At 69.3% G+C, this 24456-nt stretch carries 29 protein-coding genes; 9 read left to right on the top strand and 20 right to left on the bottom strand.

All coding sequences use genetic code 11. The annotated features are described in order from the left end of the window. Window position 1 precedes the first annotated feature (1 nt). From ACFV9G_RS14000 to ACFV9G_RS14045, 10 genes are all read right to left on the bottom strand, one after another. Window positions 2-712, bottom strand: a complete 711-nt coding sequence (locus ACFV9G_RS14000; protein WP_378728068.1) for a CPBP family intramembrane glutamic endopeptidase — start codon at window positions 710-712, stop codon at window positions 2-4. 93 nt (window positions 713-805) lie between these two features. Beyond that, window positions 806-1783: a cyclase family protein gene (locus ACFV9G_RS14005; protein WP_378728069.1), complete on the bottom strand. Its 978-nt coding sequence runs from the start codon at window positions 1781-1783 to the stop codon at window positions 806-808. Beyond that, complete coding sequence (locus ACFV9G_RS14010) at window positions 1780-2028, bottom strand: hypothetical protein (protein ID WP_378728070.1); 249 nt, start codon at window positions 2026-2028, stop codon at window positions 1780-1782. Before ACFV9G_RS14010 ends, ACFV9G_RS14005 begins: the two co-directional genes overlap by 4 nt. Before the next feature lie 15 nt (window positions 2029-2043). Next, window positions 2044-3387 (bottom strand): TRAP transporter large permease subunit, encoded by a 1344-nt coding sequence (locus ACFV9G_RS14015; RefSeq protein WP_378728071.1) that lies wholly within the window; start codon window positions 3385-3387, stop codon window positions 2044-2046. Beyond that, window positions 3384-4202, bottom strand: coding sequence for an NAD(P)-binding domain-containing protein (locus tag ACFV9G_RS14020; RefSeq protein ID WP_378728072.1), 819 nt, complete (start codon window positions 4200-4202; stop codon window positions 3384-3386). The genes ACFV9G_RS14015 and ACFV9G_RS14020 overlap by 4 nt, the downstream gene beginning before the upstream one ends. A 33-nt stretch (window positions 4203-4235) precedes the next feature. After that, on the bottom strand, window positions 4236-4637 hold the full coding sequence (locus ACFV9G_RS14025) for a universal stress protein (RefSeq protein WP_378728073.1): 402 nt from the start codon (window positions 4635-4637) through the stop codon (window positions 4236-4238). Continuing rightward, complete coding sequence (locus ACFV9G_RS14030) at window positions 4634-5317, bottom strand: methyltransferase (RefSeq protein WP_378728074.1); 684 nt, start codon at window positions 5315-5317, stop codon at window positions 4634-4636. The genes ACFV9G_RS14025 and ACFV9G_RS14030 overlap by 4 nt, the downstream gene beginning before the upstream one ends. After that, on the bottom strand, window positions 5317-6312 hold the full coding sequence (locus ACFV9G_RS14035) for a Bug family tripartite tricarboxylate transporter substrate binding protein (RefSeq protein WP_378728075.1): 996 nt from the start codon (window positions 6310-6312) through the stop codon (window positions 5317-5319). The genes ACFV9G_RS14030 and ACFV9G_RS14035 overlap by 1 nt, the downstream gene beginning before the upstream one ends. A 36-nt stretch (window positions 6313-6348) precedes the next feature. Continuing rightward, window positions 6349-7854 (bottom strand): tripartite tricarboxylate transporter permease, encoded by a 1506-nt coding sequence (locus tag ACFV9G_RS14040; protein ID WP_378728076.1) that lies wholly within the window; start codon window positions 7852-7854, stop codon window positions 6349-6351. A gap of 4 nt (window positions 7855-7858) precedes the next feature. Next, window positions 7859-8422: a tripartite tricarboxylate transporter TctB family protein gene (locus ACFV9G_RS14045; RefSeq protein WP_378728077.1), complete on the bottom strand. Its 564-nt coding sequence runs from the start codon at window positions 8420-8422 to the stop codon at window positions 7859-7861. 125 nt (window positions 8423-8547) lie between these two features. Here ACFV9G_RS14045 and ACFV9G_RS14050 point away from each other — a divergent pair, with 125 nt between their 5' ends. From ACFV9G_RS14050 to ACFV9G_RS14060, 3 genes are read left to right on the top strand one after another with little or no spacing between them, the layout of a single operon-like run. Next, window positions 8548-9306 (top strand): IclR family transcriptional regulator, encoded by a 759-nt coding sequence (locus ACFV9G_RS14050; RefSeq protein ID WP_378728078.1) that lies wholly within the window; start codon window positions 8548-8550, stop codon window positions 9304-9306. Between the two features lie 27 nt (window positions 9307-9333). Further along, the gene (locus tag ACFV9G_RS14055; RefSeq protein WP_378728079.1) at window positions 9334-9972 is read left to right on the top strand and encodes a class I SAM-dependent methyltransferase; all 639 of its coding nucleotides are present in this window, start codon (window positions 9334-9336) and stop codon (window positions 9970-9972) included. A gap of 32 nt (window positions 9973-10004) precedes the next feature. Then, a complete protein-coding gene (locus tag ACFV9G_RS14060) occupies window positions 10005-10886 on the top strand; it encodes a RimK family alpha-L-glutamate ligase (RefSeq protein WP_378728080.1) in 882 nt (293 codons plus the stop codon). On the opposite strand, the gene ACFV9G_RS14065 is transcribed toward ACFV9G_RS14060, so the two are convergent. Genes ACFV9G_RS14065 through ACFV9G_RS14080 form a run of 4 tightly spaced genes read right to left on the bottom strand, consistent with a single transcriptional unit; the run spans window position 10883 to window position 15362 of the window. Beyond that, window positions 10883-12391: a flavin-containing monooxygenase gene (locus ACFV9G_RS14065; protein WP_378728081.1), complete on the bottom strand. Its 1509-nt coding sequence runs from the start codon at window positions 12389-12391 to the stop codon at window positions 10883-10885. The genes ACFV9G_RS14060 and ACFV9G_RS14065 overlap by 4 nt on opposite strands. Further along, window positions 12388-13197, bottom strand: coding sequence for an alpha/beta fold hydrolase (locus ACFV9G_RS14070; protein WP_378728082.1), 810 nt, complete (start codon window positions 13195-13197; stop codon window positions 12388-12390). The genes ACFV9G_RS14065 and ACFV9G_RS14070 overlap by 4 nt, the downstream gene beginning before the upstream one ends. A gap of 1 nt (window position 13198) precedes the next feature. Further along, window positions 13199-14191 (bottom strand): diiron oxygenase, encoded by a 993-nt coding sequence (locus tag ACFV9G_RS14075; RefSeq protein ID WP_378728083.1) that lies wholly within the window; start codon window positions 14189-14191, stop codon window positions 13199-13201. A 13-nt stretch (window positions 14192-14204) separates the two neighbouring features. Beyond that, complete coding sequence (locus ACFV9G_RS14080) at window positions 14205-15362, bottom strand: acyl-CoA dehydrogenase family protein (RefSeq protein ID WP_378728084.1); 1158 nt, start codon at window positions 15360-15362, stop codon at window positions 14205-14207. 103 nt (window positions 15363-15465) lie between these two features. Here ACFV9G_RS14080 and ACFV9G_RS14085 point away from each other — a divergent pair, with 103 nt between their 5' ends. Together ACFV9G_RS14085 and ACFV9G_RS14090 are read left to right on the top strand one after the other, a co-directional pair. Continuing rightward, window positions 15466-16143 carry a TetR/AcrR family transcriptional regulator gene (locus ACFV9G_RS14085; protein ID WP_378728085.1) on the top strand — a complete coding sequence of 226 codons (678 nt, stop codon included), beginning with the start codon at window positions 15466-15468 and terminating at the stop codon, window positions 16141-16143. Window positions 16144-16219: 76 nt separating this feature from the next. Then, entirely contained in the window at window positions 16220-16660 is a 441-nt protein-coding gene (locus ACFV9G_RS14090) for an iron chaperone (protein WP_378728086.1), read from the top strand. Here ACFV9G_RS14090 and ACFV9G_RS14095 read toward each other — a convergent pair. Together ACFV9G_RS14095 and ACFV9G_RS14100 are read right to left on the bottom strand one after the other, a co-directional pair. After that, the gene (locus ACFV9G_RS14095) at window positions 16657-17004 is read right to left on the bottom strand and encodes a hypothetical protein (RefSeq protein WP_378728087.1); all 348 of its coding nucleotides are present in this window, start codon (window positions 17002-17004) and stop codon (window positions 16657-16659) included. The two genes, ACFV9G_RS14090 and ACFV9G_RS14095, sit on opposite strands and share 4 nt — an antisense overlap. 40 nt (window positions 17005-17044) lie before the next feature. Then, window positions 17045-17530 (bottom strand): DUF1992 domain-containing protein, encoded by a 486-nt coding sequence (locus ACFV9G_RS14100; protein WP_378728088.1) that lies wholly within the window; start codon window positions 17528-17530, stop codon window positions 17045-17047. 81 nt (window positions 17531-17611) lie between these two features. Here ACFV9G_RS14100 and ACFV9G_RS14105 point away from each other — a divergent pair, with 81 nt between their 5' ends. Next, window positions 17612-18214 (top strand): TetR/AcrR family transcriptional regulator, encoded by a 603-nt coding sequence (locus tag ACFV9G_RS14105; protein ID WP_378728089.1) that lies wholly within the window; start codon window positions 17612-17614, stop codon window positions 18212-18214. Between the two features lie 55 nt (window positions 18215-18269). Then, a complete protein-coding gene (locus ACFV9G_RS14110) occupies window positions 18270-18638 on the top strand; it encodes a YciI family protein (RefSeq protein ID WP_378728090.1) in 369 nt (122 codons plus the stop codon). Window positions 18639-18710: 72 nt separating this feature from the next. Here the strand turns inward: ACFV9G_RS14110 and dnaB are convergent, their stop codons facing one another. Beyond that, entirely contained in the window at window positions 18711-20141 is a 1431-nt protein-coding gene (gene dnaB / locus ACFV9G_RS14115) for a replicative DNA helicase (protein ID WP_378728091.1), read from the bottom strand. Window positions 20142-20611: 470 nt separating this feature from the next. Between dnaB and ACFV9G_RS14120 the strand changes: the two genes are divergently transcribed. Continuing rightward, on the top strand, window positions 20612-21967 hold the full coding sequence (locus tag ACFV9G_RS14120) for an MATE family efflux transporter (RefSeq protein ID WP_378728092.1): 1356 nt from the start codon (window positions 20612-20614) through the stop codon (window positions 21965-21967). A 28-nt stretch (window positions 21968-21995) separates the two neighbouring features. On the opposite strand, the gene ACFV9G_RS14125 is transcribed toward ACFV9G_RS14120, so the two are convergent. Next, the gene (locus ACFV9G_RS14125) at window positions 21996-22667 is read right to left on the bottom strand and encodes a hypothetical protein (RefSeq protein ID WP_378728093.1); all 672 of its coding nucleotides are present in this window, start codon (window positions 22665-22667) and stop codon (window positions 21996-21998) included. 114 nt (window positions 22668-22781) lie between these two features. Continuing rightward, complete coding sequence (locus ACFV9G_RS14130) at window positions 22782-23108, bottom strand: helix-turn-helix domain-containing protein (RefSeq protein WP_378728094.1); 327 nt, start codon at window positions 23106-23108, stop codon at window positions 22782-22784. A 150-nt stretch (window positions 23109-23258) separates the two neighbouring features. Here ACFV9G_RS14130 and ACFV9G_RS14135 point away from each other — a divergent pair, with 150 nt between their 5' ends. After that, on the top strand, window positions 23259-23834 hold the full coding sequence (locus ACFV9G_RS14135; RefSeq protein ID WP_378728095.1) for a DinB family protein: 576 nt from the start codon (window positions 23259-23261) through the stop codon (window positions 23832-23834). Window positions 23835-24002: 168 nt separating this feature from the next. Here the strand turns inward: ACFV9G_RS14135 and rplI are convergent, their stop codons facing one another. Then, on the bottom strand, window positions 24003-24455 hold the full coding sequence (gene rplI / locus ACFV9G_RS14140) for a 50S ribosomal protein L9 (protein ID WP_378728096.1): 453 nt from the start codon (window positions 24453-24455) through the stop codon (window positions 24003-24005). Window position 24456: the final 1 nt, after the last annotated feature.

The following is a 24456-nucleotide window of genomic DNA, read 5'->3' on the forward strand; positions in this document are numbered from 1 at the left end:
CTCAGCCGAAGAGCAGCGGCAGCGCGAGCAGCATCGACAGGGACCACGAGCAGTGGGTGAGGATCGGCGCGAGCACGCCGCCGGACGCACGCCGCTCGAGCCCGACCACGATCCCGAGCAGGATCGCCGCGAAGGCCAGCATCACGTTGCCGGTCGCGAGCGTCGCGATCACGTAGGCCACCGACGTCCAGGCAACCGGATGGCGAGGAAGGGCGGCGTAGACCGCACCACGGAAGAACAGCTCCTCCGCCACCCCGTTGATCGCCGTCACCACGACCAGGATCGGCAGCGAGCCCTGGTCGGCGAAGTCGAGCACCGAGCGCACCTGTCGGTCCAGCCACGGGATCTCGCGCACGACGAGACCGCCGATCACGAAGATCCCGGCCAGACCGAGGCCGAGCAGGATCGGCGCCAGCACCGGACGTACGAACCGCTGCCGACCCTGCCCGTCCTGCCGGCGCCAGGCGCCGATCCGTCCGAGGTGTAGCGGCCCGGACGCGAAGGCGCCGATGGTCCAGACCCCGGCCAGGGCGAAGGCCGCCGGATAGAACCAGACGCTGCCCGGCTCGATCCGGAGCGATACGCCGAGCACCAGCGCACCGAGCACGACGAAGCCGGCCGTGACCCACTGGCGGCGCCGCAGGCCGGCGTCGCTGTCTCGGTGATCGCGCGGCACGACGTCCCACAAGGACCTGCGCACCCAGCTGCGCACGGCACTCCCCTCGCTCCGGTGACGGCTGCGTCCAACGTACGTGGCCGGCATGACCAGGCACACCCGATCAGTGCTGCCGCGATCGACGTGTCGTCAGATGATCGCGACGGCGTTCGCCGGTGAGCCGGTCGCGCCGGTGACGTTGAGCGGCTTGACGCTGAGGAAGGCCTCCCACCGCTGCAGGTCGTCCATGCGGCGAGCCAACGGCCCGAGCCTCCACAGCTCGCCCAGCGGCATGCCGAGCTTGGCCAGGAACTCCTGGTGCATCATGCCGCGGTCGTTCGGCGCCGACCGGACGAAGGGCGAGTGGGGGACGGGCGGCAGGCACTCGACCGCGAAGGTGTCCGCCGCGAGCAGGGCGAGGCCGGTGTCCCAGGCCCAGTCGAGGACCTCCTCGCTCTGTTCGATGCCCGTGGCGCGGCCGACGGCCTGCTGAGCCAGCTTCTGCTCGGCGGTGAGCCCGAGGAACCATTCGCACCACCCGGTGTGGAGCATGACGATGTCACCGGCACGCAGCTCGACCGCCTGCGCGGTGAGAGCCTGATCGATGTAGTCGTACGGGATCGGCTGGCCCGCCTCGTGGTCGAGAGTCTCCTCGCGCCGGGCGAGGAGGCCGGCGATGTCCACCAGAACTCCCCGGCTGACGATCGGCCGGTCGGCCCAGACCTGGATGCCGATCTCCTCGGTGCCGGGGACGATCAGCTCGTCGGCGGTCTCGCCGTAGAACCCGACGTCGTCGGCACGCCGATGCCGCAGCCCGTCGACCTGGGTCGAGGACTGGAGGTAGTAGCCGTCGAGGTAGTCGTCGCGGTGAGCCGGGTGGTTGCCGTAGATGACGTGCTCGGCCGGCTTCCTCGCCCTGGACATCCCCGGCATGAACGCGTTGATCGGGTAGTCCAGCCCGAAGGTCTCGCCCAGCTGGACGAGTCCGGCCGCGGCCACCACGCTCTCCTCGCCCGCGAACGACGGCGTGCCGCGCCACGGGTCCTCGAAGAGCTCCCACGACGTGCCCCGCAGCCGGCCGGGCCGGTCGTGGAGCTCGGCCCGGCTCGGGCGGTCGTGCGTGGTCATCTGGTCGCTTCCGCGTCGTCACGCACCGTTGCCTCGGAGCCGACGTGGGTGAGGAGGTAGGCCGTCACGGCCGAGGTCGAGGCGGCGACGCACAGAATCGTCTTGAACAGGCCGTTGGGGCCGACGACGACTGCCTGGCTGCCGACGACGAGGCCCACGGTCTGCAGGCCGATGAGCGCGAGACCGCCGAGCAGCGCGACGATCAGCGACGCGATGAAGACGGTGCGGAGGATCGATCGAGTCATGGTTCCGTCCCTTTCTCAGACAGGCAGGACGCCGGAGGCGACGAGCACCCCGATGCCGAGCAGCGGAAGTGCGTAGTAGGCGAGCATCCTGCGGAAGGTGTGCAGCGGATCGACTCCGGCGATGCCACAGGCGACATACAGCGGCGCTCCGCCCGGCGGCACGGCGGCCTCGCAGGAGGAGAAGATCAGGACCGCGACCGCGGCGGTGGTGGCGGGTACGCCGGCTGCCGCGAGAGCGGCCACGCCGACCACGCCGACCGCTGCCATCGTCGCGGTGCTCGAGAGCGGTGCCGCGACGGCGACGACGATGATCCCGATGACGAGCGCGAGCAGCCATACGGGCAGGTCGAGGTCACCGAGCAGCCCGGCGAGCTGATCGGGGAGACCGGTCGTCGCCAGCGCGTTCGCACCCGCGAACGCGAACAGGACGGTCAGCCCCACCACCCCGAACCGCGGTGCCGAGCCGCCGATCAGCTCGACCCAGCCGCGGCCGCTGCGCGGCAGCCGATCCCGCCCGAGGAACAGCCCGATCAGGATGAGGATGACGGGCATCCAGAAGATCGGGCTCAACGCCTCCGTGACATCTGAGTCGATCCGCTCGGTCAGCGCCGTCGCCACGGCGCCGGTGGTGAGCACGATGGGGATCGCGATCCCCGCGAACAGCAACAGCGTCGGCCAGCCGTTGGAGAACGCAGCCCGTACGTCCCGGCCGCTGCGCGACACGGTCGGACCGCTGCCGGCGGTGGAGCGGCGTACGAGCAGGTAGGTGACGATCAGGCGGTGCAGCACGCACCACAGCCCACCGATGAGCAGCGGCACGATCAGCGAGTCGATGTCGACGAGGGCACCGCCGACCGAGGAGCCGACCAGGACGAACATCGAGGCGCTGAACGGGAAGGTGATGCCCATGCCCGCGTTGCCGGCCACGATCGTGGCGGCCGTGGTGCGGTCGACGCGGGTGCGCTCCATCCACGGGATCGTCACCGACCCGACGGTGGCGGCGATCGCCGCCTGGTTGTGGACGATGCTCCCGAGCCCCGCGGAGGCGACCGTCGACACGTACGCCGGGCCGCCGCGGCGGTGACCGATGAGAGCGTCGAGCAGGTCGATCATCCGGTGGGTGACACCTGCCTTCTCCAGGACGTAGCCCATGAAGACGAAGATGACGGTGGCGTAGACGATCTCGTCGACGATCGCGGCATAGAGGGCGTCCCAGCCCGCGCTGAGGAACTGGCTGCCGTTGAACACCGCGGCGACGACGAACCCCACCACCATCGCCTCACCGACATTACGGCGCAGAACGGTCGTCCAGGCCAGGATCACCGCCAGGTAGACGCCGAGCGCCCAGACGCCGATCACGACCCGCTCCCGTCAGCGGCCATCCGCTCCATCGCTGTCATCGAGGCACCCGTCATCTCGGCAGGAACCCCCAGATCTGCGAGGTAGGCGCCGGTCGAGCGCATCTCCGCCGCCCGCCGGGCGGCATGCTTCGACGTACCGGTGAGGAAACGGTCGATGACCGCCTGTCCGTCACCGGCGAGAACGCCTGCGATCTGACCACGGACCCACTCTTCCATCCCGGCGCCACGCCCGGCACCGACCGCCTCGACGACGACCGAGGCGAGCCCCTTCATGAAGACGCTGCGCAGCAGCTTGTGCGCCATGGCGTCGCCGAGGTCGCCACCCACCACCTCGACCGGCGTGCCCAGCGGACGCATCAACGCCGCGACCGCGTCTCCTGCCGGCCCGGCGGCCATCAGCGGCGTGGCGGTGCCCAGCTGGATGACCGGTCCGAGGATGGCGACATCGACCAGGCGTACGTCCTCGCGCCCCTCGAACACCGTGGCCAGCGCCCGCTTCTCCAGCGGCCCCGAGGAGGTGAAGTCCGCATAGACGGCACCCGGGGCGAGTGTGGCGGCGGCCGTCTCCGCGACCGATCGGCTCGCCGAGGCCGCGGTCAGGACGATCACGACCTGGGCGCCCTCGACCGCTCCCTCCAGCGTGTCCGCGACCTCGACACCTCCCGGCGCCTCGCTGAGGTAGGGATCGAAGCCGGTCACCCGGTGGCCGGCCTGGGCGAGAGCGGTGCCGTAGATGCGGCCGACCTCGCCGAGGCCGAGGATCGCCACGCTGGCGCCCTGGAGCGGACTGTCGGAGCTTGTGCTGTGTGACATCGTCGAACTTTCGGTGCTGGGGAGGATCAAGGGTCAGTCGTCCGCGGGAATCCGGATGGCCAGGACGTCGCAGGGGGCGCGCAGCAGCACGGTCTGAGCCGTGCTGCCGAGGAGGAACTTCCCGGTGCGCGAGCGGCGGCGGAGACCGACGACAACGAGGTCGGCGCTCACCCTCTCCGCCTCGTCGACGAGGGTCTCGGCGACGGCGACGGCCTCGGCGTACTGGCGTACCTCGACCTCGAGGCCCTGGTCTGCCAGCCGCTGCCGCACGGCCTCGAGCTCCGCAGCCGGGACGAGGCCGCGGTCGGCATAGGCGCCGCCCGTCGAGGAGTTCACGACCACGAGGGGGCCGCCACGTGTCTGGGCCTCCCGGACGGCGCCGGCGAGGACACGCTCGCCGGCGTCGCCGGGCATGTAGCCCACGAGGATCGTCATGGCTGCTGTCCCTCGGACCCGGCGAGACCGAGGGATGCCTCGATCACCCGGCGGGTCGCCTCCTCGGCGGCGTACTTGGCCTCGGCACGGTCCGCGATCACGGCCGCGGACTCGAGGGGAACCACGACAACACCGTCCGCGTCCCCGACGATGATGTCGCCGGGACGGACGACCACGCCGGCGACAGCGACATCGACCGAGAGGGCGTACGGGCCATCCTTGTAGGGGCCGGCCGGAGTCCGCGATCGGGCGAAGACGGGCATGTCGTACTCGGCCAGGCCCTCGGCGTCGCGGACCGCGCCGTCGAGGAGGAACCCGGCGACACCACGGGCCTTGGCCTTGCCGCCGATGAGCTCGCCGATGAGGGCGCGCGACTCGTCGGCGCCACCGCTCACGACGATCACCTCACCCGGTTCGACCTGCGTGAGCGCCTCGTGGATGCCGAGGTTGTCGCCGGGGCGGGTCCAGACGGTGAACGCGGTGCCGACCATGCCGGCACCGGGCCAGGCGGGCGTGATGACGGAGTCGACCGAGCCCAGCCGATCCATGGCGTCGCCGATGTTGGCAGTCGGGAGACGGCGGTACCGGTCGAGAAGCGCGTCGTCGGGACGCTGCGGCCGAGCCGTGGCGACGCGGCCGCCGGGGTTGAACTGCTGGTCGGCGAGGATGCTGTCAGTCATCAGTCGTCCGCCTTCACCAGCGGGAACAGGTCGCCGAAGGTCTTCTCGGTCTCGTCCCAGTAGGTGGCGTACTCGTCGGCGTCCAGGTAGGACGGGGCGAGGCCGGCGTCGGTCATCTTCTTCTGGAACGCCGGGTCCTCCATCACCTCACCGATGGCGGTGGACATCTCGTCGACGACCTCGTCGGGCGTGCCCGCCGGGAAGGAGTAGCCGCGCGAGGAGGAGATCTCCACGTCGTAACCAGACTCCTCGAACGTCGGTACGTCGGGCAGCGACTCGGCGCGCTCGGCGTCCATGACGCCGACGATGCGGACCTTGCCGGAGTCGGCCAGGGGCCGCAGGTCGCTCACGTTGGCGAGCAGGACCTCGGTGTTGCCGCCCAGGAACGCGGTGGTGGCGGCGGTGCCGCCGTCGGCGAAGTGCACCGGGGCGAGATCGGCTCCGGTCACCTCCTTCAGGCTGGCGAGGGCGAAGTGCTCGTTGCTCGCGACGCCGGTCGTGGTCGCGCGCAGCTTGCCGGGTTCCGCCTTGGCGGCCTCGACCAGGTCCTTCGGGGTCTTGATGTCGCTGTCGGGGGCGACCGCGACCGCGGTGGGGTCGACGACCTGGAGGGCCACGGGGGCGAAGCTGTCGCGCTCGTAGGAGGCCCCCCGGCTCTCGTCGAGCACGGTCATGATCGCCGACGGGAACGTCGTGGCGGCCATGGTGTAGCCGTCCGGCTCGGCCTGCGTCAGCGCGGTGTAGGCGACCTGGGAGTTGGCCGCGGGCTTGTTGACCACCGTGATGGTGGCGTCGAGCTTGTCCTCGAGCTCCGTGGCGAGCATGCGAGCACCGATGTCGGTCGGGCCGCCTGCGTCGTACCCGACGACGAGCTCGATGGGCTTGGCCGGGTAGTCGCCGGTCGCTGCGTTGGTTCCGGACTGGGCACAGGCAGCGAGCGAGAGGCACGCCAGGCCGATGCCGGTGAGGGTGAGTGCGCGGGGTGCGCGGTTCATGGGGATGACCTTTCGTCGGTTTCGGGGGTGGCTGGATCAGACTTCGGCGTCGGTGGGCAGTCCCGCCTTTCTCTTCAGTCCGGCGCTGAACACCGAGGCGAGGAGGATCGCGAGGGCGACCAGCAGGAACACCAGCGAGAGCGGGCGGTCGACGAAGATCCCGAAGTCGCCCTGGGAGATCTGCAGGGACTCCCGCAGCGCGCTCTCGATGAACGGGCCGAGGATGAGCGTGAGGACCAGCGGCGCGAGCGGCAGGTGGACCTGCCGGAAGACGAAGCCGACGACGCCGAAGAACACCATCACGTAGATGTCGATGACGCTGTTGTTGACGGCGTAGGAGCCGATCACGATGAAGGCGAAGATCACCGCGCGCAGGACCGAGTAGGGGATCGCCAGGATCCGGGTCCACAGCCCGACCATCGGGACGTTCAGCACCAGCAGGAGCAGGTTGCCGACGAACAGGCTCGCGATCACCGTCCAGACCAGGTCCGGCGCCTCGGTGAAGAGCTGCGGTCCCGGGGTGAGCCCGTTCTGGAGGAAGGCGCCCATGAGCACCGCGATCGCCGGCGAGGCCGGGATCCCGAGGGTGAAGAGCGGGATGAAGGCGGCGTTGCTGTGCGAGTTGTTGGCGGTCTCGGGAGCGGCTACGCCCTCGATCGCGCCGGTCCCGAGCTCCTTGCGGTGCCGAGAGACCTTCTTCTCGGTGCTGTAGGCCAGCAGTGAGGAGATCGCCGAGCTCACGCCCGGGATGAGGCCGACGACGGTGCCGATCGAGGCACCTCGCCCGATCGCCGGTGCGGCGCGGCGCAGGTCGGTTCTCGTCGGGAGCAGCTGCCGGAGCGTCGGGGCGGTGGGCTTGGGAGCCGCGCCGCCGCTGGTGGCGAGCAGCTCACCGAGCCCGAAGATGCCGACCAGGACGGGTACGTAGCTGATGCCGTCGAAGAAGTGCGGCTGGTCGAAGGTGAACCTCGGCATGCCCATGACCGGGTCGATGCCGACCATCGCGATCAACAGGCCGAGGCAGGCCGAGATGAGCCCCTTGAGGACCGACCGCCCCACCAGGCCGACCAGCAGCGCCAGGCCGATGAGCACCAGGGAGAAGAACTCCGGGGGCCCGATACGCAGGCCGAGCTCCGAGAGCGGCTTCGCCGCCACGACGAGCGCGAGGGTGGCGATCGTGCCGCCGATGAACGAGCCGATCCCGGCCGTGGCCAGTGCTGCTCCGGCCCGACCACGCAACGTCATCTGATAGCCGTCGATGCAGGTGATCGCCGACTCGCCCTCGCCCGGGATGTTCAGCAGGACGCTCGTGATCGTCCCGCCGTACGCACCTCCATAGAAGATCGCGGCCAGCATGATGATGGCGCTGGCCGGATCCATCGTCAGGGTGAGCGGGATCAGGATCGCCATGCCGGCGGTCGACCCGATCCCGGGCAGGATGCCGAGGATCGTGCCCAGCAGGCACCCGATCAGGGCGAAGAGCAGGTTCTGCGGGGTCAGCGCCGAAGCGAAGCCGTCGAGGAGCGCGGTGAAGGAATCCATGACCTCACAGCCCCAGGTCGCGCAGGAACGGGATGCTGGAGACCGGTAGCGGCACCGTCAGCAGCCGGGTGAAGGCGTAGAAGACGCCGAAGCTTCCGATCACGGCGATGACCAGCGACTGCAGCGGTCCCCGGCGCCCGACCACCAGCAGGTGGAAGAGCAGGAAGACCAGCATGCTGACCTGGTAGCCGACCGGCTCGAGGCAGGCGGCGAGCACGCACAGGCTCACCAGGATGGCCAGCACGGTCGGGAGGGAGTAGTCGGGCGTCTCCTCCTCGTCCGGGGCCGCCTTGCCCGCGGTCTCGGGGCGGAGTCGTGCCCGCAGCTCCTGGCCGAACCAGATGAGCCCCAGCACGACCAGGAGCACCCCCAGCCAGAGCGGGAAGAACCCGGGCCCAGGCCCGAGGTCGTCCCAGTAGCCGAGCGAGCGCGAGCCGATGAACGCGGCTGCTCCGATCGCGACGACGAGCGCTGCGACGAGCAACGGCAGGACGGACCGGCGGCGCTCGTCAGCGGTCGCTGGACCGGCTACCGCCGTAGTGGCGGGGATGTTGGTGTAGTCGCTCATGTTTCTCATTCTGTGATAAGGTGTATCACGGCATGAGGAACTATCCGTGACGGCCGTCACCCTGTCAAGCCCTCGTGCTCAGGGGTGCGAGGATTCGATGCGTCGCGACGAAACGGAGGAGGCCCGTGAGCGAGGAGAAACCGGCAAGCACGATGCGCTCTTTGGAGAGAGCCATCGACGTCCTCGAGGTGCTCGAGGCGACGCGTACGCCGCTGCGGCTGAGCGAGGTCGCGCGCCGAGCGGGTCTGCACGTCGCCACGACCCAGCGCATCCTCAACGCGCTCGAGTCGCGCGGACGAGTCGAACAGGACGGCACCGGCTATCGCACCGGCGTCGCGATGCTGTTCGGGGCACACGCCTACCTGGCCACCAACCGGCTGGCCTCGACCGCGCCGATGATCCTGCAGCAGCTCGCCGCTGCCACCGGGCTCACCGCCTCCGTGTTCGTTCGCGCCGGATCCTCCCGTGCCGTGATCGCCCGGGTCGAGGGCAACGACCCGCTGCGCTATGTCCTCCCGATCGGCGAGCGGCTCCCGCTCCACCTCGGCGCGGGCAAGGTCATCGCTGCGTACATGGATCCCGCGGAGCTCGAGGCAGCCCTCGACGGCATCGGCGAGTTCACCCGGGCCGACGGGACCCAGATCTCCCCCGAGGACTTCCGGCACGAGCTCGAGGAGATCCGTCAGCGCGGCTGGGTGGCCTCCCACGACGAGCGCGTGGTCGGCGCGTCATCCGTGGCCGCTCCGCTGATCAGCGCCGACGGTGAATGCCTCGCGGCGATCCAGGTCTCCGGTCAGACCAGCAACCCCGCCTTCACCGACCCCACGCCCCTCGGACACGAGGTCGGTCAGGCCGCGAGTGCGCTCGCTGCGCGCCTCGGCTGACTCCAACGTGCCCTAGGGTCGTTCGATGTGCCCGACAACTGGCTGAACGAGACCCGCGACTCCTACGACACCGATGCCGCCGGCTACGCCGAGCAGGTACGCGGCCTGCTGGACGATCGCCCGTATCTGCGGGCGGGGCTGGCCGTGTTCGCCGAGACGGTGCGCCAGAGCGGCGGGCCGGTGGCCGATGTCGGCTGCGGGCCCGGGTACGTCACGCGGCACCTCCGCGACCTGGGCGTGGACGCGTTCGGGATCGACCTCTCCCCGGAGATGGTCGCCATCGCCCGGCGCGACCATCCGGATCTCGGGTTCGAGGTCGGGTCGATGACCGATCTGCCGCTGGCGGACGGGTCCGTGGGCGGCGTACTCGCCTTCTGGTCCGTGATCCACATCCCCGACGCGGCGGTGCCGGGAGTGTTCGAGGAGTTCCGCCGGGTGCTCCGGCCCGGCGGTCAGGTGCTCGTCGGTTTCCACGTCGGCGACGAGACACGGCATTCGTCCACGGGCTACACGGGGCAGCCGATCAACGTCGACAGTCACCGGCGCCGGCCCGGGCAGATCTCCGAGTGGCTGCGGGACGCCGGGTTCACGATCGAGGCCGAGCTCCTGATGCGGCCCGACGACGAGGTTCCGGGCGCGATCGTCTTCGCACAAGCGCCGGTTTGATCGCTCACCGTCGAGCGTTCATAGTGCGCAGCATGGTGAACGAGATCGACCGGTTGGCATGGGTGACGGCGGGCGAGGCGCGCGGTCGTGACGAGGACGAGCCGGTCGCTCTGGCCGCTCTGGCCCGCACCGGGGTCACCGTCGACGTGGTCGACTGGGACGACCGGAGCGTCGAGTGGGCGGCGTACGACCGCGTCGTGCTCAGGTCGGCCTGGGACTACCCGCAGCGGCTGGCCGAGTTCCTGACCTGGCTCGACGAGGTCACCCAGGTCACCGAGCTGGTCAATCGGCCCGCCCTCGTGCGGTGGAGCCTCGACAAGCGGTATCTCGCCGAGCTCGCGGCAGCCGGGGTGCCGATCACGCCCACCGTCTTCGTCGAGCCCGGCTCGACGGCAGAGTTCCCCGACGGCGACTTCGTCGTCAAACCCGCGGTCGGCGCCGGCAGCCGGGACGCCGCCTCGTACGGCCCCGAGGACCATGCGGCCGCGTCGGCTCACGTCGCCCGCCTCCACGCCGGCGGACAGGTCGTGCTGGTCCAGCCGTTCCTGAAGTCGGTGCCCATCGACGGCGAGTGGCCGCTGGTCTTCTTCGACGGGCGGTTCAGCCACGCCGCCAGCAAGCGGGTCGACCTGCCGCGGGCCGGCGCCGTCGACGACCTCTTCGCCGTGGAGACCAACGCCGCCCACACCGCGGGCCCCGACCAGATCGAGGTCGCGCAGGCCGCCGTGGACCTGGTCACCGGCCGGTTCGGGACACCGACGTACGCCCGGGTCGACCTGGTCCGCGACAACGACGGCCGCTACTGCGTGCTCGAGGTCGAGCTCGTCGAGCCCTCGCTCTTCCTGCCCCAGGCCGACCCGGCCGCGGCCGACAGGCTCGCCGCCGTCCTCACTTCACCGCGGGACGGGCGCTAGACAGGCACCCGCTCGGCGACCTGCTCGGCGACCGGTGCGGTCCTCGCCGTGAACCGCAGGTTCGGGTCGTCGACGGAGCGGAGCCGCAGCTCGCGGCTGTCGTACAGGTAGTCCTGTCGGACCTGCCACGGCGCCCGCTTGCCCTGGCGGGGCATCACGGCGTCGCCGCGCTGGATGTAGCCCGACCGCATCGAGGCACCCATCACGGAGACCTCGTCGCGATCCTCGTCGGCCGCCTCCGCCACCACCTGGCCGTAGCCGTTGCGCGCCATGTGCTTGAGCAGCCGGCACAGGTACGCAGCGGCGAGGTCGGCCTTCAGGGTCCAGGACGCGTTCGTGTAGCCCATCACGATCATCGCGTTGGGCATGCCCTCGACCAGGGTGCCCTTGTAGAGCATCCGGTCGCGGGTGTCGACCGGCTCACCGTCGACCTCGATCCGCATGCCGCCGAGCAGCTGGATCCTGAGCCCGGTGGCCGTGATGACGATGTCGGCGGGGATCTCCTCCCCCGACGCCAGCTGGATGCCGGTCTCGGTGAAGGTGTCGATCGTGTCGGTGACGATGGAGGCCTCGCCCCGCCGCAGGACGGAGAAGAGGTCGCCGTTCGGCACCACGCACAGCCGCTCGTCCCAGGGGTTGTAGCTCGGCTCGAAGTGCTTCATGTCGACGTCGCTCCCGACCTGGGCGCGGATCGCGGCCAGGATCGCCTTCCGGGCGGCCTGGGGCGCGGTGCGGCAGAAGCGGTACATGCCCTGCTGCAGCAGGATGTTGCGTACGCGTCCGGCGCCGTAGACCGCCCGGGTCGGCACCTTGAGCAGGTTGAAGGCGGCGGAGACCGGGTCGTCGGCCGGAACCGGAACGACGTACGTCGGGGAGCGCTGCAGCATCGTGACGTGCTCGGCCTTCTCGGCCATGTTCGGGACCAGCGTGATCGCGGTGGCGCCACTGCCGATGACGACCACGCGCTTGCCGGTGTGGTCGAGGTCCTCTGGCCAGTGCTGCGGGTGGACGAGCTCACCCTGGAACCGCTCCTCACCGGGGAACGACGGGCGGTGGCCCTGGTCGTAGTCGTAGTAGCCGGTCGCGCCGACGAGGAAGTGGCTCGTCCACTGCTCCGTCTCGCCGGTGGTCTCGTCCAGCGCCGTGGTGGTCCATAGGCCACGCTCGGTGGACCAGGATGCGGAGACGACCCTGCGGCCGAAGTGGGTGTGCTGCGTGACGCCGTACTCGTCCGCGGTCTCCTCGATGTAGCGCTTGATGCTCGGGCCGTCGGCCAGCACCTTGGTCCCGTTCCACGGCCGGAACCCGTAGCCGAAGGTGAACATGTCCGAGTCCGAGCGGATCCCGGGGTAGCGGAACAGGTCCCAGGTGCCGCCCATCGCGGTGCGGCGCTCGAGGATGGCGTACGTCCGCCCGGTCCGCTCGCGGGTCAGCTGGCTGGCGACGCCGACGCCGGAGAGGCCGGCTCCGACGATGAGGACGTCGACGTGGCGCTGGGTGGTCATGCGGTCCTCCGAAGGTCCGTGGTCGTCTGGTCCAGGGTCGTCGCCAGGATGGTGTCGGCGATCAGGTCGGGGTCGTCCGCCATCGGCACGTGCCCGCAGCCGGGCAGCTCGACGTGGCGCGCTCCGGGCAGGCGCAGCCGCGCCTCGCCGGCCTGGTAGGGACGCAGGACCCGGTCCTTCGTGCCCCACGCGATCGTGATCGGCACATCGGCCGGCACCGCACCGTCGAAGAGGTAACCGCCACGGATGATGTCGCGGAGCGCCTGCTTGGAGTCGAGCATGTTGCACAGGTCCTCGTACGCCACCTCCGCCGGGATCGCCGCCGGCCGGGCGGTCAGCCAGCTGAGCCCGAGCGTCCGGCCCCACGGGTGACGAAGAAGCCACGGCGCGACCGGCCGCAGCACCCCCGAGGTCGCGATGACCGAGGCGAACAGTGCGCGCACGTAGACGAACTCGACGTCGTTGCGCCAGAAGCCGGCCGGGGAGATCGCCGTGACGCTGCGGGCGAGCCCGTGCTTGCTCAGCTCCAGCGCGACCACACCACCGAGACTGTTGCCCACGACGTGCGGACGCTCCAGGCCGGCCTCGGCCAGGAACTCCTCGAGGGGGTCGATCAGCGCCTGCCGGGGCGAGCGGCCGTCGGCCACGTGGGCCGGGGACTCGCCGTGACCGGGCAGGTCCACGAGGAACACCTCGTGGTGCTCGGCGAGCCGGTCGACGACCGGGTGCCAGGCCTGACGGCGGTGACCGATGCCGTGGATCATCAGCAGCGGCTCGCCCGAGCCGGTGCTCTCGTACGCCAGCACCTCAGACCGCCGCACTGGTCGGCTGCGCGCGGTAGCGCGCGGCCCGCCCGTCGATACCGAGGGCGCGCCAGACCAGCTTGGCCGGTCCCTTGCGGATCCCCAGGTTGTCGGCCAGGAGGCGTACGTCGGAGAAGAGGTCGCGCAGGAGCTTCTCGGAGTCCTGGGAGTCCCACCAGATCTCCTTGGCGACGTCCTTCGGGATGCCCATGTCCTCGCGCGCCTGCTTGCTCGGCACCATGATCACGTCGCACAGGAGCCGCATGACCACCGGGAACAGGTAGGTCAGCGCGCGCCGCTTGACGGGGTTCATCTGCGCCCAGTGGTGCTCGAGATACTGGTGCGCGAAGCCGATGTGGCGCGCCTCCTCGGCGATGTGGATCTGCATGACGCGGTCGATCAGCGGGTGGCTGCCACCGGCACGCATGATGCTCTTCTGCAGATGGTCGATCGGCTCCTCGCCGCCGAGGATGCCGACGAAGAAGATCTCCGGGAACCAGGTCCCGGCCGACGTCACCAGCGGAGCCAGCCAGGCGAACCATCCCGGTGCCCCGGCGACGCCGTCGACCCCGGAGTTCTCCACGAACCGGTTGACCGACTCCTGGAACATCTGGATGTGGTGGGTCTCCTCGGTGACCTCGTGCATCGCGTAGCGGAACTCGGGGTTGCCGTCCTTCGCCAGGATCAGGTGGTGCATCACGCCCGCGATGAGCACCTGCTCGAACTGGCGCCCGACCTTCGCGATCTGCGCGTAGCGGTAGACCCCGACCTGGATCTGCCGCTCCTTCGAGAGCGACTTGTACCACTCGTGACGGCCTATCTCGTCGGCGTCGGTGAGGACGAAGCGCTCGTCGTTCGGGTCGAGGTGGAACTCGGGATCGTCCCACTTGATGTCCTTGAACGCCTGGAAGTGCTGGTCCACCGAGGCCTCGGAGAGCGTCCGCAGCGTGTCGTAGTAGGACTGCTTTCCCTCGGCGGTCCTCGTCGTCGAACTCATCTCGATCTCCTTCTCATCGGGTGGGGACCGGAAGGGATCGGCTGATGATCTCCTTCATGATCTCGCTGGTGCCGGCGTAGATGCGCTGGACGCGGAGGTCCGTGAAGGCCCGGGCGATCGGGTACTCCTCCATGAAGCCGTAGCCGCCGAAGAGCTGGACGCACTTGTCGACGACGATGCCGGCGCGCTCGGAGCTCCAGTACTTGGCCATCGCGGCGGTCGGGATGTCGAGCTCGCCCTTGACGTGCAGCTCGACGCACTCGTCGATGAAGGAGCGCGCCACCCGGGCCTCGGTCGCGATCTCGGCCATCTCGAACTTGGTGTTCTGGAAGCCGAAGACCGGCCGACCGAAGGCGGTGCGCTCGTTGACGTAGAGGAGCGTCTCGTCGAAGCAGAACTCCATCGCGGCCACACTGCCGACGGCCACGATCAGCCGCTCCTGGGGCAGCTGCATCATCAGCTGGACGAACCCGTCGCCCTCCTTGTCGCCGAGCAGGTTCGAGGCCGGGATGCGTACGTCGTCGAAGAAGAGCTCGCAGGTGTCCTGCCCCTTCATCCCGATCTTGTCGAGCACCCGGCCGCGGCGGAAGCCTTCGGTGTCGGTCGGGACGATGACCAGGGAGATCCCGGCGGCGGCCTCTTCCGGGTTGGTCTTGACCGCGACCAGCACCATGTCGGCCAGGAGCCCGTTGGTGATGAACGTCTTGGCGCCGTTGACGACGTAGTCGTCGCCGTCCTTGACCGCCTTGGTGCGGATGCCCTGCAGGTCGGAGCCGGTGCCGGGCTCGGTCATCGCGATCGCGGAGACCACCTCGCCGGACGCCAGCTTCGGCAGCCACTCGTTCTTCTGCGCCTCCGTGCCGTACGCCAGCAGGTAGTGGGCCACGATCCCGCTGTGCAGCGAGGCGCCGAAGGCGGTGTCGCCGACCCGGGCCTGCTCCTCGATCAGCACGGCCTCGTGGGCGAAGGTGCCGCCACCGCCGCCGTACGCCTCGGGGATGGAGAGGCACAGCAGGCCCAGCTCGCCGGCCTTCCGCCACAGGTCACGGTCGACGTGCTTGTCGGCGATGTAGGTGTCGATGTTGGGCTTGACCTCCTTCTCGAAGAAGGTCCGGGCAAGGTCGCGAAGGTCGTCGAGGTCCTGGTCCATCCAGGGCGAGCGGCGGGACATGCGTGGCCTTTCGGGTTGGGTACAGGGTGTTTCCAGAGACATGGTGTCCCACTTATCTCCTGGATACAAGGTGTAGCCGGTCCCGTCTCGCTAGGGTGACGATGTGGTTGACGTGGTCAAGTGGGTGGATTCCACCGTCCGGCGCCGCTCCGCGAAGGAGGCGCTCGACAACGACGCCCGGCGAGCCCAGGTGGTCGAGGCCGCCGTGGAGGCGATCGAGGAGCGCGGGCCGGGCATCGGCATGGCGCAGGTCGCCGAGCGCGCAGGCCTCCCCCGCCCGAACGTCTACCGGCACTTCGCCAGCAAGGAGCAGCTCGACGCCGAGGTCGTCCGGTTCGCCTCGACCGAGCTGATCCGACGCGTACGCCCTCATCTCGCCCGCGCCGGGACCCCGCGTGAGGTGATCGGCGGGGTCATCGAGCCCTGCGTCGTCTGGGCCGACGAGCACCCCAACCTCTACCGGTTCGTCGCCGCGCAGCAGCAGACCAGGGCCCTGCACCGGGCCCGGATGGGGCGCAACCGCTTCCTCGACGAGCTCATCGACGCCATGGGCTCCTACCTCCGCGCCTCCGAGGTGAGCGGCACACCGTCCGACGGCATCCTCGCCGGCCTCATGGGCATGGTCGACGCGAGCATCATCTGGTGGCTCGACCACCACGACGAGACCCGGGACCAGCTCGTCGACCGGCTCACCCGGCAGGTCGTCGTCGTGCTCATCGACATGCTCGACGACCTCGGGCTCGAGGTCCTTGACGACATGGTCTTCAGACCACTGGACTGATCAGGAACGAAGAAGCGCACGGAGCCCCCACCTCCTTAGGCTCGTATCAACAGACCGACCGAGGGAAGGAAAGACCATGGCGAAGAGCAGCACGTTCACCGAGGAAGAGAAGGCGGCCATGAAGGAGGCCGCCGCCGAGCGCAGGACGGCCGCCAAGCGTGGCACCGGCAGCAAGAAGGCCGAGGCCGACCTCGCCGACTGCCTCGAGAAGATCGAGGCGATGGACGACAACGACCGCGCGATCGGCGAGACGCTCCACCGGATCGTCACCACGCACGCGGCCGATCTCGCCCCGAAGACCTGGTACGGCATGCCCGCCTACGCCAACTCCGACGGCAAGGTCGTGGTGTTCTACAAGTGCGCCGGGAAGTTCAAGATGCGCTACGCCGAGGTCGGCTTCCAGGAGTGGGCGAACCTCGACGACGGCGACATCTGGCCGACCGTCTTCGCCGTCACCTCGATGACCTCGGCCGTCGAGGAGAAGCTCACCGAGCTGGTGAAGCGGGCCGCCAGCTAGCCGGCGTGATGCTCGCGGTAGGGCTGGTAGAGCCGCTCCAGGAACCCTTCGAGCTCGGCGGCCATCTCCTCGTCCAACGTTGGAAAGGAGAAGGTCGCCTTGCCCGTACGCCGCTTGCGGAACGCCTCCGATGAGCCCTCGAGCGCTTCCGGCCAGGTGTCGACGGCGATCGCGTAGAGGCTCACCTTCTGCGCGCTCCGCTTGACCGCGGCGAAGTAGTCATGGGCGCCGGAACCCGGCCAGCGCAACGACGGCATCCCGTAGATCATCGCGTCCTCGAGCTCGTTGCGGTAAGGCTCGAGAAGCGCCCAGATCCGGTCTTCGACAGCATCGAGGTCGGCCATTGACGGAGCGTACCGAACGCGTGGCGCCGATCCGGGAAGTTCAGCGGCTACGGAAGAGCCGGAACCGACGGCTTCGCCGAGCATCGTTGCCTGCCGCTTCGCGCGGCTTCCTGCCGCGCGCCGCCCGGCGGGCGGCCCATCCGGCCACCGTGGCGTCGGGGTCGCGAGGCATCGTGATCAGCGGCGGCCCTGCCGGCGGCTCGTAGCGGGCGCGAATCACGAGCGCGTTGAAGTCGTCGATCTCGCGACGTACGGCCTTCTCGTCCGCCAGCTGATCCAGGCGCGCGTCCAGCGCGGCATCGTCCTTGCGGAGCTGGATGGACGGCGGGAGCAGCGCGATGTGCTCACGCTCGATGAGGCTCCTGACCCACCACTCCGGGTCGTGGTGGTCCGGTAGATCGATCGGCTCACCTGCGCCCGGCAGGTCGTCGAAGTCGCCACGGGCGATCGCCTTACGGACCTGGAAGTCGGCGAGCAACGCGACAGCGACCGCATCATCGATCGCGAAGGCGTACGGGTCGTGCACGCTTTCACCATCCCTCCGTTGGCAGCGGATATAAGTCACCTGTATTATGTCACGCGTATTGAAAACCGAAAGGGGCCGGCGATGCCGAAGCGGGTGGACCACCGTGAGCGACGAGAAGCGATCGCGCACGCCCTCTGGCGGGTGGTCGAGCAACAGGGCTGGCCGCGAGCGACCATGCGCGAGGTCGCCCGCGAAGCGGATGTCTCTCTCGGGCAGCTCCAGCACTACTTCTCGTCCCGCACCGCGATGCTGACCTTCGCGATGGAGTTCGCCGCCGAACAGACCTCGGCTCGCGTCACGCGCGGCCTGACCGGGCTCGACCAGCCTCCGCACCCCCGGGACGTACTGCGGGTGGTTCTCACCGAGATGCTCCCGCTGCACCCCGATGCTCGCGCCACCAGCCGCATGAACGCCGCGTACGTCCTCGAGGCGCTGCACGACCCCGAGCTGCGCGAGGTGGCCGGTGTCGGCCTGCGCGAGGGTCGCGAGATGGTCGAGCGGCTCATCCGAGAGGCGATCGCCGACGGGCAGATCCCTGTGGACCGCGACCCCGCGATCGAGACCGACCTCATCCTCTCGCTGACCGGCTTCACACCGCTTCTGGAGCTCGGCGTGATCCAACCCCGGGCCGCACTCGCTGCGATCGACCAGCAGCTGGACCGGCTCTTCTCACCCTCATCATGACGCCCGCCCAGGGCTTCGGCCCACCGGAATCCGCACCACTCACAGGAGAGTCACCATGACGCAGTACTTCCTCAGCCTCCCCCACGACTCCAGCGAGGAGCCGACCATGGAGAACATCGACCCCGCCGAGCTGGAGAAGCTCATCGCCGAGGTCGACGCCTTCAACACCGCGCTGCAGGACACCGGAGCCTTCCTCTTCGCAGGCGGCCTCCAGCCACCCTCGAGCGCGACCACCGTCGATGCCACCTCCGACAGCCCCACGTTCACCCCCGGCCCGTTCGTCAAGGCCGACGAGTACCTCGGTGGGTTCTGGATCATCGAGGCCGACAACGACGACGACGCGATCGAGTGGACCAAGCGAGCCTCGCGCGCACTGGGCAGCCGTGTCGAGGTCCGCGCCCTCCAGGATGCGCCGGCGGGCTGATCCTGCGTGACGTACGCTGCGCGGCCGGCCCCGGTGGGTGCCGGCCGCGTGCCTTGCGAATCCTCGCCGGAGTCAGTGAGCCATGTCGACGAAGCGGCTGTAGTGACCCTGGAAGGCGACGACGAGGTCGCGGGTGGGGCCGTTACGGTGCTTGGCGATGATCACGTCGGCCTCGCCGGGGCGGGTCGACTCCTTCTCGTAGACGTCGTCACGGTGGAGGAGGACGACCATGTCGGCGTCCTGCTCCAGCGAGCCTGACTCACGGAGGTCGGAGACCGCCGGACGCTTGTCGGCGCGCTGCTCGGAACCACGGTTGAGCTGGGACAACGCGATGATCGGGACCTCGAGCTCCTTGGCCAGCAGCTTGATCTGGCGGGAGAACTCGGAGACCTCGAGCTGACGGGACTCGACCTTCTTGCCGGAGCTCATCAGCTGGAGGTAGTCGATGACGATGAGCCTGAGATCGTGGCGCTGCTTGAGCCTTCTGGCCTTGCTGCGGATCTCCATCATCGTCATGTTGGGGCTGTCGTCGATGAACATCGGCGCGCTGGAGACCTCGCCCATCTTGCGGGCCAGCTTGTTCCAGTCGTCGTCGGACATGTTGCCGTTGCGGATGTGGTTGAGCGGCACCTTCGCCTCCGCCGAGAGCAGACGCATGGTGATCTCGGAACGGCTCATCTCCAGGCTGAAGAAGACGCTGGTCAGGTTGTTGTGGATCGAGGCGGCGCGGCAGAAGTCGAGCGCGAGCGTCGACTTACCCATCGCGGGTCGTGCGGCGACGATGATCATCTGGCCGGAGTGGAAGCCGTTGGTGAGCTCGTCGAAGTCGGCGAAGCCGGTGGGGACGCCGTAGAGGCCGGCCTCGCGGTTGGAGATCGCCTCGATCTCGTCGAGGACGCCGTCCATGATGTCGGCGAGCGGGGAGTAGTCCTCGCCCGAGCGCTTGTCGGTGAGCTTGAAGACCTCGGCCTGGGCCTCGTCGACGATGTTGTCGACCTCGCCCTCCCCGGCGTAGCCGATCTGGACGATCTTGGTGCCGGCCTCGACCAGGCGGCGCAGGACCGACTTGTCGCGGACGATCTCGCCGTAGTAACCCGCATTGGCGGCGATCGGGACGTTGGAGGCAAGCGTGTGCAGGTAGGGGGCGCCGCCGATGCGCTCCAGCTCGCCCTTGCGGCGCAGATCGTCGGCGACGGTGACCATGTCGGCGGGCTCGCCACGGCTGTAGAGATCGAGGATCGAGTCGTAGATCGACTCGTGGGTCGGGCGGTAGAAGTCCGTGCCGCGCAGCGTCTCGGAGACGTCGGCGATGGCGTCCTTCGAGATCAGCATCGAGCCGAGGACCGCCTGCTCGGCAGCCATGTCCTGCGGTGGCGTGCGGTCGTTGACCGCGCGCGGGGCGTTGCCCGGTTCGTACGCCGCGGGCCCGTCGCCCCACTCTTCGAACGGCGGCTCCGGGAAGTCGCCCCGACCGTCCATCGAGCCGGTCTCAGTGACGCTCATTCCCTTGCCCCTCCGTGGTCTGCGGATCGTCGCGGCGTGATCTCGGTCGATCCGGTCCCACGCTACGGGTGGGCACCGACAGTCCTGCTCCCACAGTCCTGGGCCGACCCTCGACGACACCTCAAGTCTCCGCGACCCTACGTCGCAGACCACATCGGCGACAGCAGGTTATCCACAGGCCCTGGGGATAACCGGGGGATAGCGGTGGACGACACCCTGGTCAATGTGAACAGCCTGGGGAACTGCCTGTGCATAACTAGGGTCATCCGATTGGTAAAGCCACTCTGACCTGCCACTTTGTTGTCCATAGGTTGTGGACGAAAGAAAGTTGGCAGGCTACCGGGGTTCGTCGCCGAGATCGTCGTACCCCCTTGGGCGTTTTGTCGACATAGCGCTGCAACGACGTTTTCCACAGGTTTTCCACCTGCCCTGGAAAACGCCCCGCGCCGACGGTGTTTAACCTTGAGACCGTGACGAGCCGGGCGGATGCGAAGAACAACTCGAAGACCGACCGCCGAGGCCTCGACAAGGAGATCTGGCGGCTCGCGATCCCCGCCTTCCTGGCCCTCGTCGCCGAGCCGCTCTTCCTGCTGACGGACTCCGCGATCGTCGGCCACCTCGGCACCCGCGAGCTCGCCGGCCTCGGCGTCGCGGGCGTCGTGCTCCAGACGATCGTCGGTCTCTGCGTCTTCCTCGCGTACGGCACCACAGCATCGGTCGCCCGCCGCATCGGCGCCGGCGACACCGCCGGCGCGCTCCGGCAGGGCATCGACGGGATCTGGCTCGCGGTCATCATCGGGGTCGTCGTCACGGTGCCGGTGATGGTCCTGGCCGAGCCGCTCAGCCGGGCGGTCGGCGCGGGCGACGAGGTCGTCGGCCCCGCGACGACCTACCTCCGGATCGCCGTCATCGGGGTGACACCGCTGCTGATGATGCTGGCGGCCACCGGTGTGCTCCGTGGGCTGCAGGACACCAAGACCCCACTGGTCGCGGCGGTCGTCGCGAACCTACTCAACATCGTGCTCAACCTCGCCCTCGTCTACGGCGCCGGGCTCGGCATCGCCGGTTCGGCGATCGGGTCGGTGATCGCGCAGGTGCTGGCGGCCGCGATGCTGACGTACGTCGTGGTGCGGGCCGCCCGCCACCAGGGCGTGCCGCTGCGCCCGGATGCGCCCGGGATCCGTGCCTCCGCGCGGGCCGGCGTGGCCCTCGTGGTCCGCACGCTGACGCTGCGCATGGCGCTGCTGGTCACGACGTACGCCGTCACCCATCTCGCCGTCGGCGATCAGGCCGTGGCGCTGGCGACCCACCAGATCGCCTTCACGCTGTGGACGTTCCTGGCGTTCGTGCTCGATGCGATCGCGATCGCCGCGCAGGCGCTGACCGGGCGGTCGCTGGGGGCCGGCGACACCCGGGAGACCCGAGCCATCACGGCCCGGATGGTGTGGTGGGGCGTCGTCATCGGGGTCGTGGCCGGCGTACTCCTGGCTGCTCTCGCACCGTTCCTCGGCGCCCTCTTCACCGAGGACGAGGCGGTGCGGGATCTGTTGGTGCCGGTGGTGCTCGTGGCGGCGATCGCGCAGCCGATCGCGGGCGTCGTCTTCGTGCTCGACGGGGTGCTCATCGGCGCCGGCGACGGGCGCTATCTCGCCTGGGGCGGGGTCTGGACCCTCGTCGCGTACGTCCCGCTCGTCGCCCTGGCCGTCGCTCTCGGCGGTGGGCTGGTGTGGGTGTGGATCACCTTCGCGGTCGGCTTCATGGGCGCCCGCTTCGTGGTGCTGACGCTCCGTGCGCGGAGCGACCGCTGGCTGGTCACCGGCGCCTGAGCCCGCCGGTGACCAGCCGGTCCGGACATCAGGGGTTGCTGGTGACCTGGATCGGGTTGTTGGCGGCGTCGGTCGCGCTCACCGCGTAGGTCGCCGCGAAGGAGACCTGGTCGCCGTTCGAGATCCCGGCGACACCGCACAGGAAGCCGGACACGTTGGACAGCGTCAGGGTGGGCTCGCTACCGCTGAGGGTGAGCGTGCCGGACGAGTCGCCGTTGGCGTAGGCGCCGGCCACCGAGCCGGCCGCATCGAAGGAGCAACCGGATCCGCTGACCCTGGCCGAGATCCCGCTGATGGTGCCGGCGGTGGAGCCGTTCGCGTCGGTGTCACCGGTGGCGTCGAGCGACCATGTGCCGGATCCGGTGACGGTGAACTCGATCCCCACCGGGCCGGTGCAGTCGGAGAAGGAGACGCTGGAGCCGTCGAGGGCGGCGATCCCGGTGCCGCTGATCGCGGCGCCCGGAGTCGCGGTGCCGGAGACCGAGCTGCCGCTGCAGGTGACCGAGGCCCCCGCGGTGACGTCGGTGAACGTGATGCCGCTCCCCTGTGCTCCGAAGGCGACGCTCGATCCGGCGGCCGCGGACCCGGCGCTGAGGTTGTAGCTCGAGGCGGCGAAGGCTGCCGGTGAGGCGAGGCCGATCGCGGCGACGGCCGCGACCGGGACAACGGTGAATCTGGCCAGCTTGGACATGTTCGACATGACACGCTCCTCTGGTGGTGGGGTCGGCCGGGGGTCTCGGCCGACGATCACGCTAGGAGCGGCTCGGCGGGGGCGGGCTGGTCTGGACCAGGCACCCGCACTATTTCGTTCATATCAACAACATGTGTCCGGCTTGCGCTGCGCCCGGCGCCGCTTCGCGTACGCCGCCTCTGCCCGCCACCGCGGCAACGCTGGTCGCAGCGCCCGCATCATCGCCAGTCTCAGGGCCGGATCGTGCAGGTCCGGTCCGAGGAGCTCTCGGAGCAGACGGACCCGGTAGGCCGCCGTCGACGGCGGCACCTGCATCCGCGCCGCCACGTCGGCCGGGCGATCGACGCCGTTGTGCAACATGACCTCGAGGGTCTCGCCGAGAATCCACCTGGAGTGCGGCTTGACCTCCTCGAGCTTCCCCAGCACGGCTCCGCTGTCATGGGTCAACATGTGGGGGACCTCCCGAGTGGCCGCCAGCGGATCCCCGGTGATCCGCAAGAGAACAGGTTATAGATCGGCCTCTGGTCTCGATGAGGTTTCAGGACAACCGGTCCCAGTTACTCGGTTGCGCCGAACCCGACTTGGGGCCAAGGTCGGAGCATGCCCGCGGACCCGAAGAGCACCCTGAAGACCTACATCGATGCGCGTCGCGAAGCGCTGATCTCCAAGGTCGAGGACCTGCCGGAGCGTGAGGCCCGGCTGCCGCGTACGCCGACCGGCACCAACCTCCTCGGCATCATCAAGCACGTCACCGGCGTCGAGGCCGTCTATCTCGGCGCCACGTTCGGCCGTCCGTTCCCGCATCCCGAGGAGCTGGTCTCGGACGAGGTCTTCGAGGTCGATCCGCAGGCGGACTGGTACGCCACCGAGGACGAGTCGATCGAAGGGATCATCGATCTCTACCGTCGGGTCATCGCCCACGGCAACGAGACGATCGAGGCGCTGGCTTTGGATGCCACCGGCCACGTACCCCACTGGGGCAACGAGGAGGTCACCCTCCACCAGATGTTGGTGCACCTCTTCGCCGACCTCGCCGGTCACGGCGGACAGGCCGACATCCTCCGCGAAGAGGCGGACGGCGCCGTCGGCTGGCGCAAACCCGGCGACAACATCCCCTCGGAGTACGACTGGCCGGCGTACGTCGCCAAGCTGACCGAGATCGCGAACAAGTTCTGAGCCGAGGCGTCACCCCGGTCGGCCGAGGCGTCGCTCGCGTCGGCCGAGATGGCAATCAACTGCCCAGTCGAACGACCTGAGTGACGCCTCGGCCGACGTACCTGACGCCTCGGCGAAAACGAGACAGGCCCGCCTCCCGGAGGAGGCGGGCCTGTGTGAATCCCTAGATCAAGCGGGGACCACGTTGAGGGCCAGCTTGGCGGACACCTCGTCGTGGAGCTTGACGGAGACCTCGTGAGCACCGAGCGCCTTGATCGGGTTGCCCAGCGCGATGGTGCGCTTGTCGATCGACTCGCCGGTGGTCTCGGTGACCGCGGCGGCGATGTCGGCGGCGGTGACGGCACCGTAGAGGCGGCCGTCCTTGCCGGAGCGAACCTTCACGTTGACCGTGTTGGCCTCGAGCTTGCCCTTGATCTCGGCGGCGTGAGCCTCGTCGCGCACGGAGCGAGCCGAGCGCGCAGCCTTGATGGAGTCGGCCTGCGACTCGGCGCCGCGGCTCCACCGGATGGCGTCGCCACGCGGGATCAGGTAGTTGCGGGCGTAGCCGTCCTTGACCTCGACGACGTCACCGGCGGAACCCAGCCCGGTGACCTCCTGCTGAAGGATGATCTTGGTAGCCATG

This window comes from Nocardioides sp. NPDC059952, assembly GCF_042730435.1.
GTDB lineage: Bacteria > Actinomycetota > Actinomycetes > Propionibacteriales > Nocardioidaceae > Nocardioides.

Excerpts from the sequence above, each read along its gene's own strand:
- ACFV9G_RS14125 (WP_378728093.1), bottom strand. The coding sequence starts at position 22,667 with ATGTCGAACATGTCCAAGCTGGCCAGATTCACCGTTGTCCCGGTCGCG.
- ACFV9G_RS14030 (WP_378728074.1), bottom strand. The coding sequence starts at position 5,317 with ATGACTGACAGCATCCTCGCCGACCAGCAGTTCAACCCCGGCGGCCGC.
- ACFV9G_RS14005 (WP_378728069.1), bottom strand. The coding sequence starts at position 1,783 with ATGACCACGCACGACCGCCCGAGCCGGGCCGAGCTCCACGACCGGCCC.
- ACFV9G_RS14110 (WP_378728090.1), top strand. The coding sequence starts at position 18,270 with ATGACGCAGTACTTCCTCAGCCTCCCCCACGACTCCAGCGAGGAGCCG.
- ACFV9G_RS14095 (WP_378728087.1), bottom strand. The coding sequence starts at position 17,004 with ATGGCCGACCTCGATGCTGTCGAAGACCGGATCTGGGCGCTTCTCGAG.
- ACFV9G_RS14010 (WP_378728070.1), bottom strand. The coding sequence starts at position 2,028 with ATGACTCGATCGATCCTCCGCACCGTCTTCATCGCGTCGCTGATCGTC.
- ACFV9G_RS14080 (WP_378728084.1), bottom strand. The coding sequence starts at position 15,362 with ATGTCCCGCCGCTCGCCCTGGATGGACCAGGACCTCGACGACCTTCGC.
- ACFV9G_RS14040 (WP_378728076.1), bottom strand. The coding sequence starts at position 7,854 with ATGGATTCCTTCACCGCGCTCCTCGACGGCTTCGCTTCGGCGCTGACC.
- ACFV9G_RS14025 (WP_378728073.1), bottom strand. The coding sequence starts at position 4,637 with ATGACGATCCTCGTGGGCTACATGCCCGGCGACGCCGGCGAGCGTGTC.
- ACFV9G_RS14105 (WP_378728089.1), top strand. The coding sequence starts at position 17,612 with ATGCCGAAGCGGGTGGACCACCGTGAGCGACGAGAAGCGATCGCGCAC.
- rplI (WP_378728096.1), bottom strand. The coding sequence starts at position 24,455 with ATGGCTACCAAGATCATCCTTCAGCAGGAGGTCACCGGGCTGGGTTCC.
- ACFV9G_RS14135 (WP_378728095.1), top strand. The coding sequence starts at position 23,259 with ATGCCCGCGGACCCGAAGAGCACCCTGAAGACCTACATCGATGCGCGT.
- ACFV9G_RS14130 (WP_378728094.1), bottom strand. The coding sequence starts at position 23,108 with ATGTTGACCCATGACAGCGGAGCCGTGCTGGGGAAGCTCGAGGAGGTC.
- ACFV9G_RS14075 (WP_378728083.1), bottom strand. The coding sequence starts at position 14,191 with ATGAGTTCGACGACGAGGACCGCCGAGGGAAAGCAGTCCTACTACGAC.
- ACFV9G_RS14035 (WP_378728075.1), bottom strand. The coding sequence starts at position 6,312 with ATGAACCGCGCACCCCGCGCACTCACCCTCACCGGCATCGGCCTGGCG.
- ACFV9G_RS14090 (WP_378728086.1), top strand. The coding sequence starts at position 16,220 with ATGGCGAAGAGCAGCACGTTCACCGAGGAAGAGAAGGCGGCCATGAAG.
- ACFV9G_RS14060 (WP_378728080.1), top strand. The coding sequence starts at position 10,005 with ATGGTGAACGAGATCGACCGGTTGGCATGGGTGACGGCGGGCGAGGCG.
- dnaB (WP_378728091.1), bottom strand. The coding sequence starts at position 20,141 with ATGAGCGTCACTGAGACCGGCTCGATGGACGGTCGGGGCGACTTCCCG.
- ACFV9G_RS14065 (WP_378728081.1), bottom strand. The coding sequence starts at position 12,391 with ATGACCACCCAGCGCCACGTCGACGTCCTCATCGTCGGAGCCGGCCTC.
- ACFV9G_RS14020 (WP_378728072.1), bottom strand. The coding sequence starts at position 4,202 with ATGTCACACAGCACAAGCTCCGACAGTCCGCTCCAGGGCGCCAGCGTG.
- ACFV9G_RS14045 (WP_378728077.1), bottom strand. The coding sequence starts at position 8,422 with ATGAGCGACTACACCAACATCCCCGCCACTACGGCGGTAGCCGGTCCA.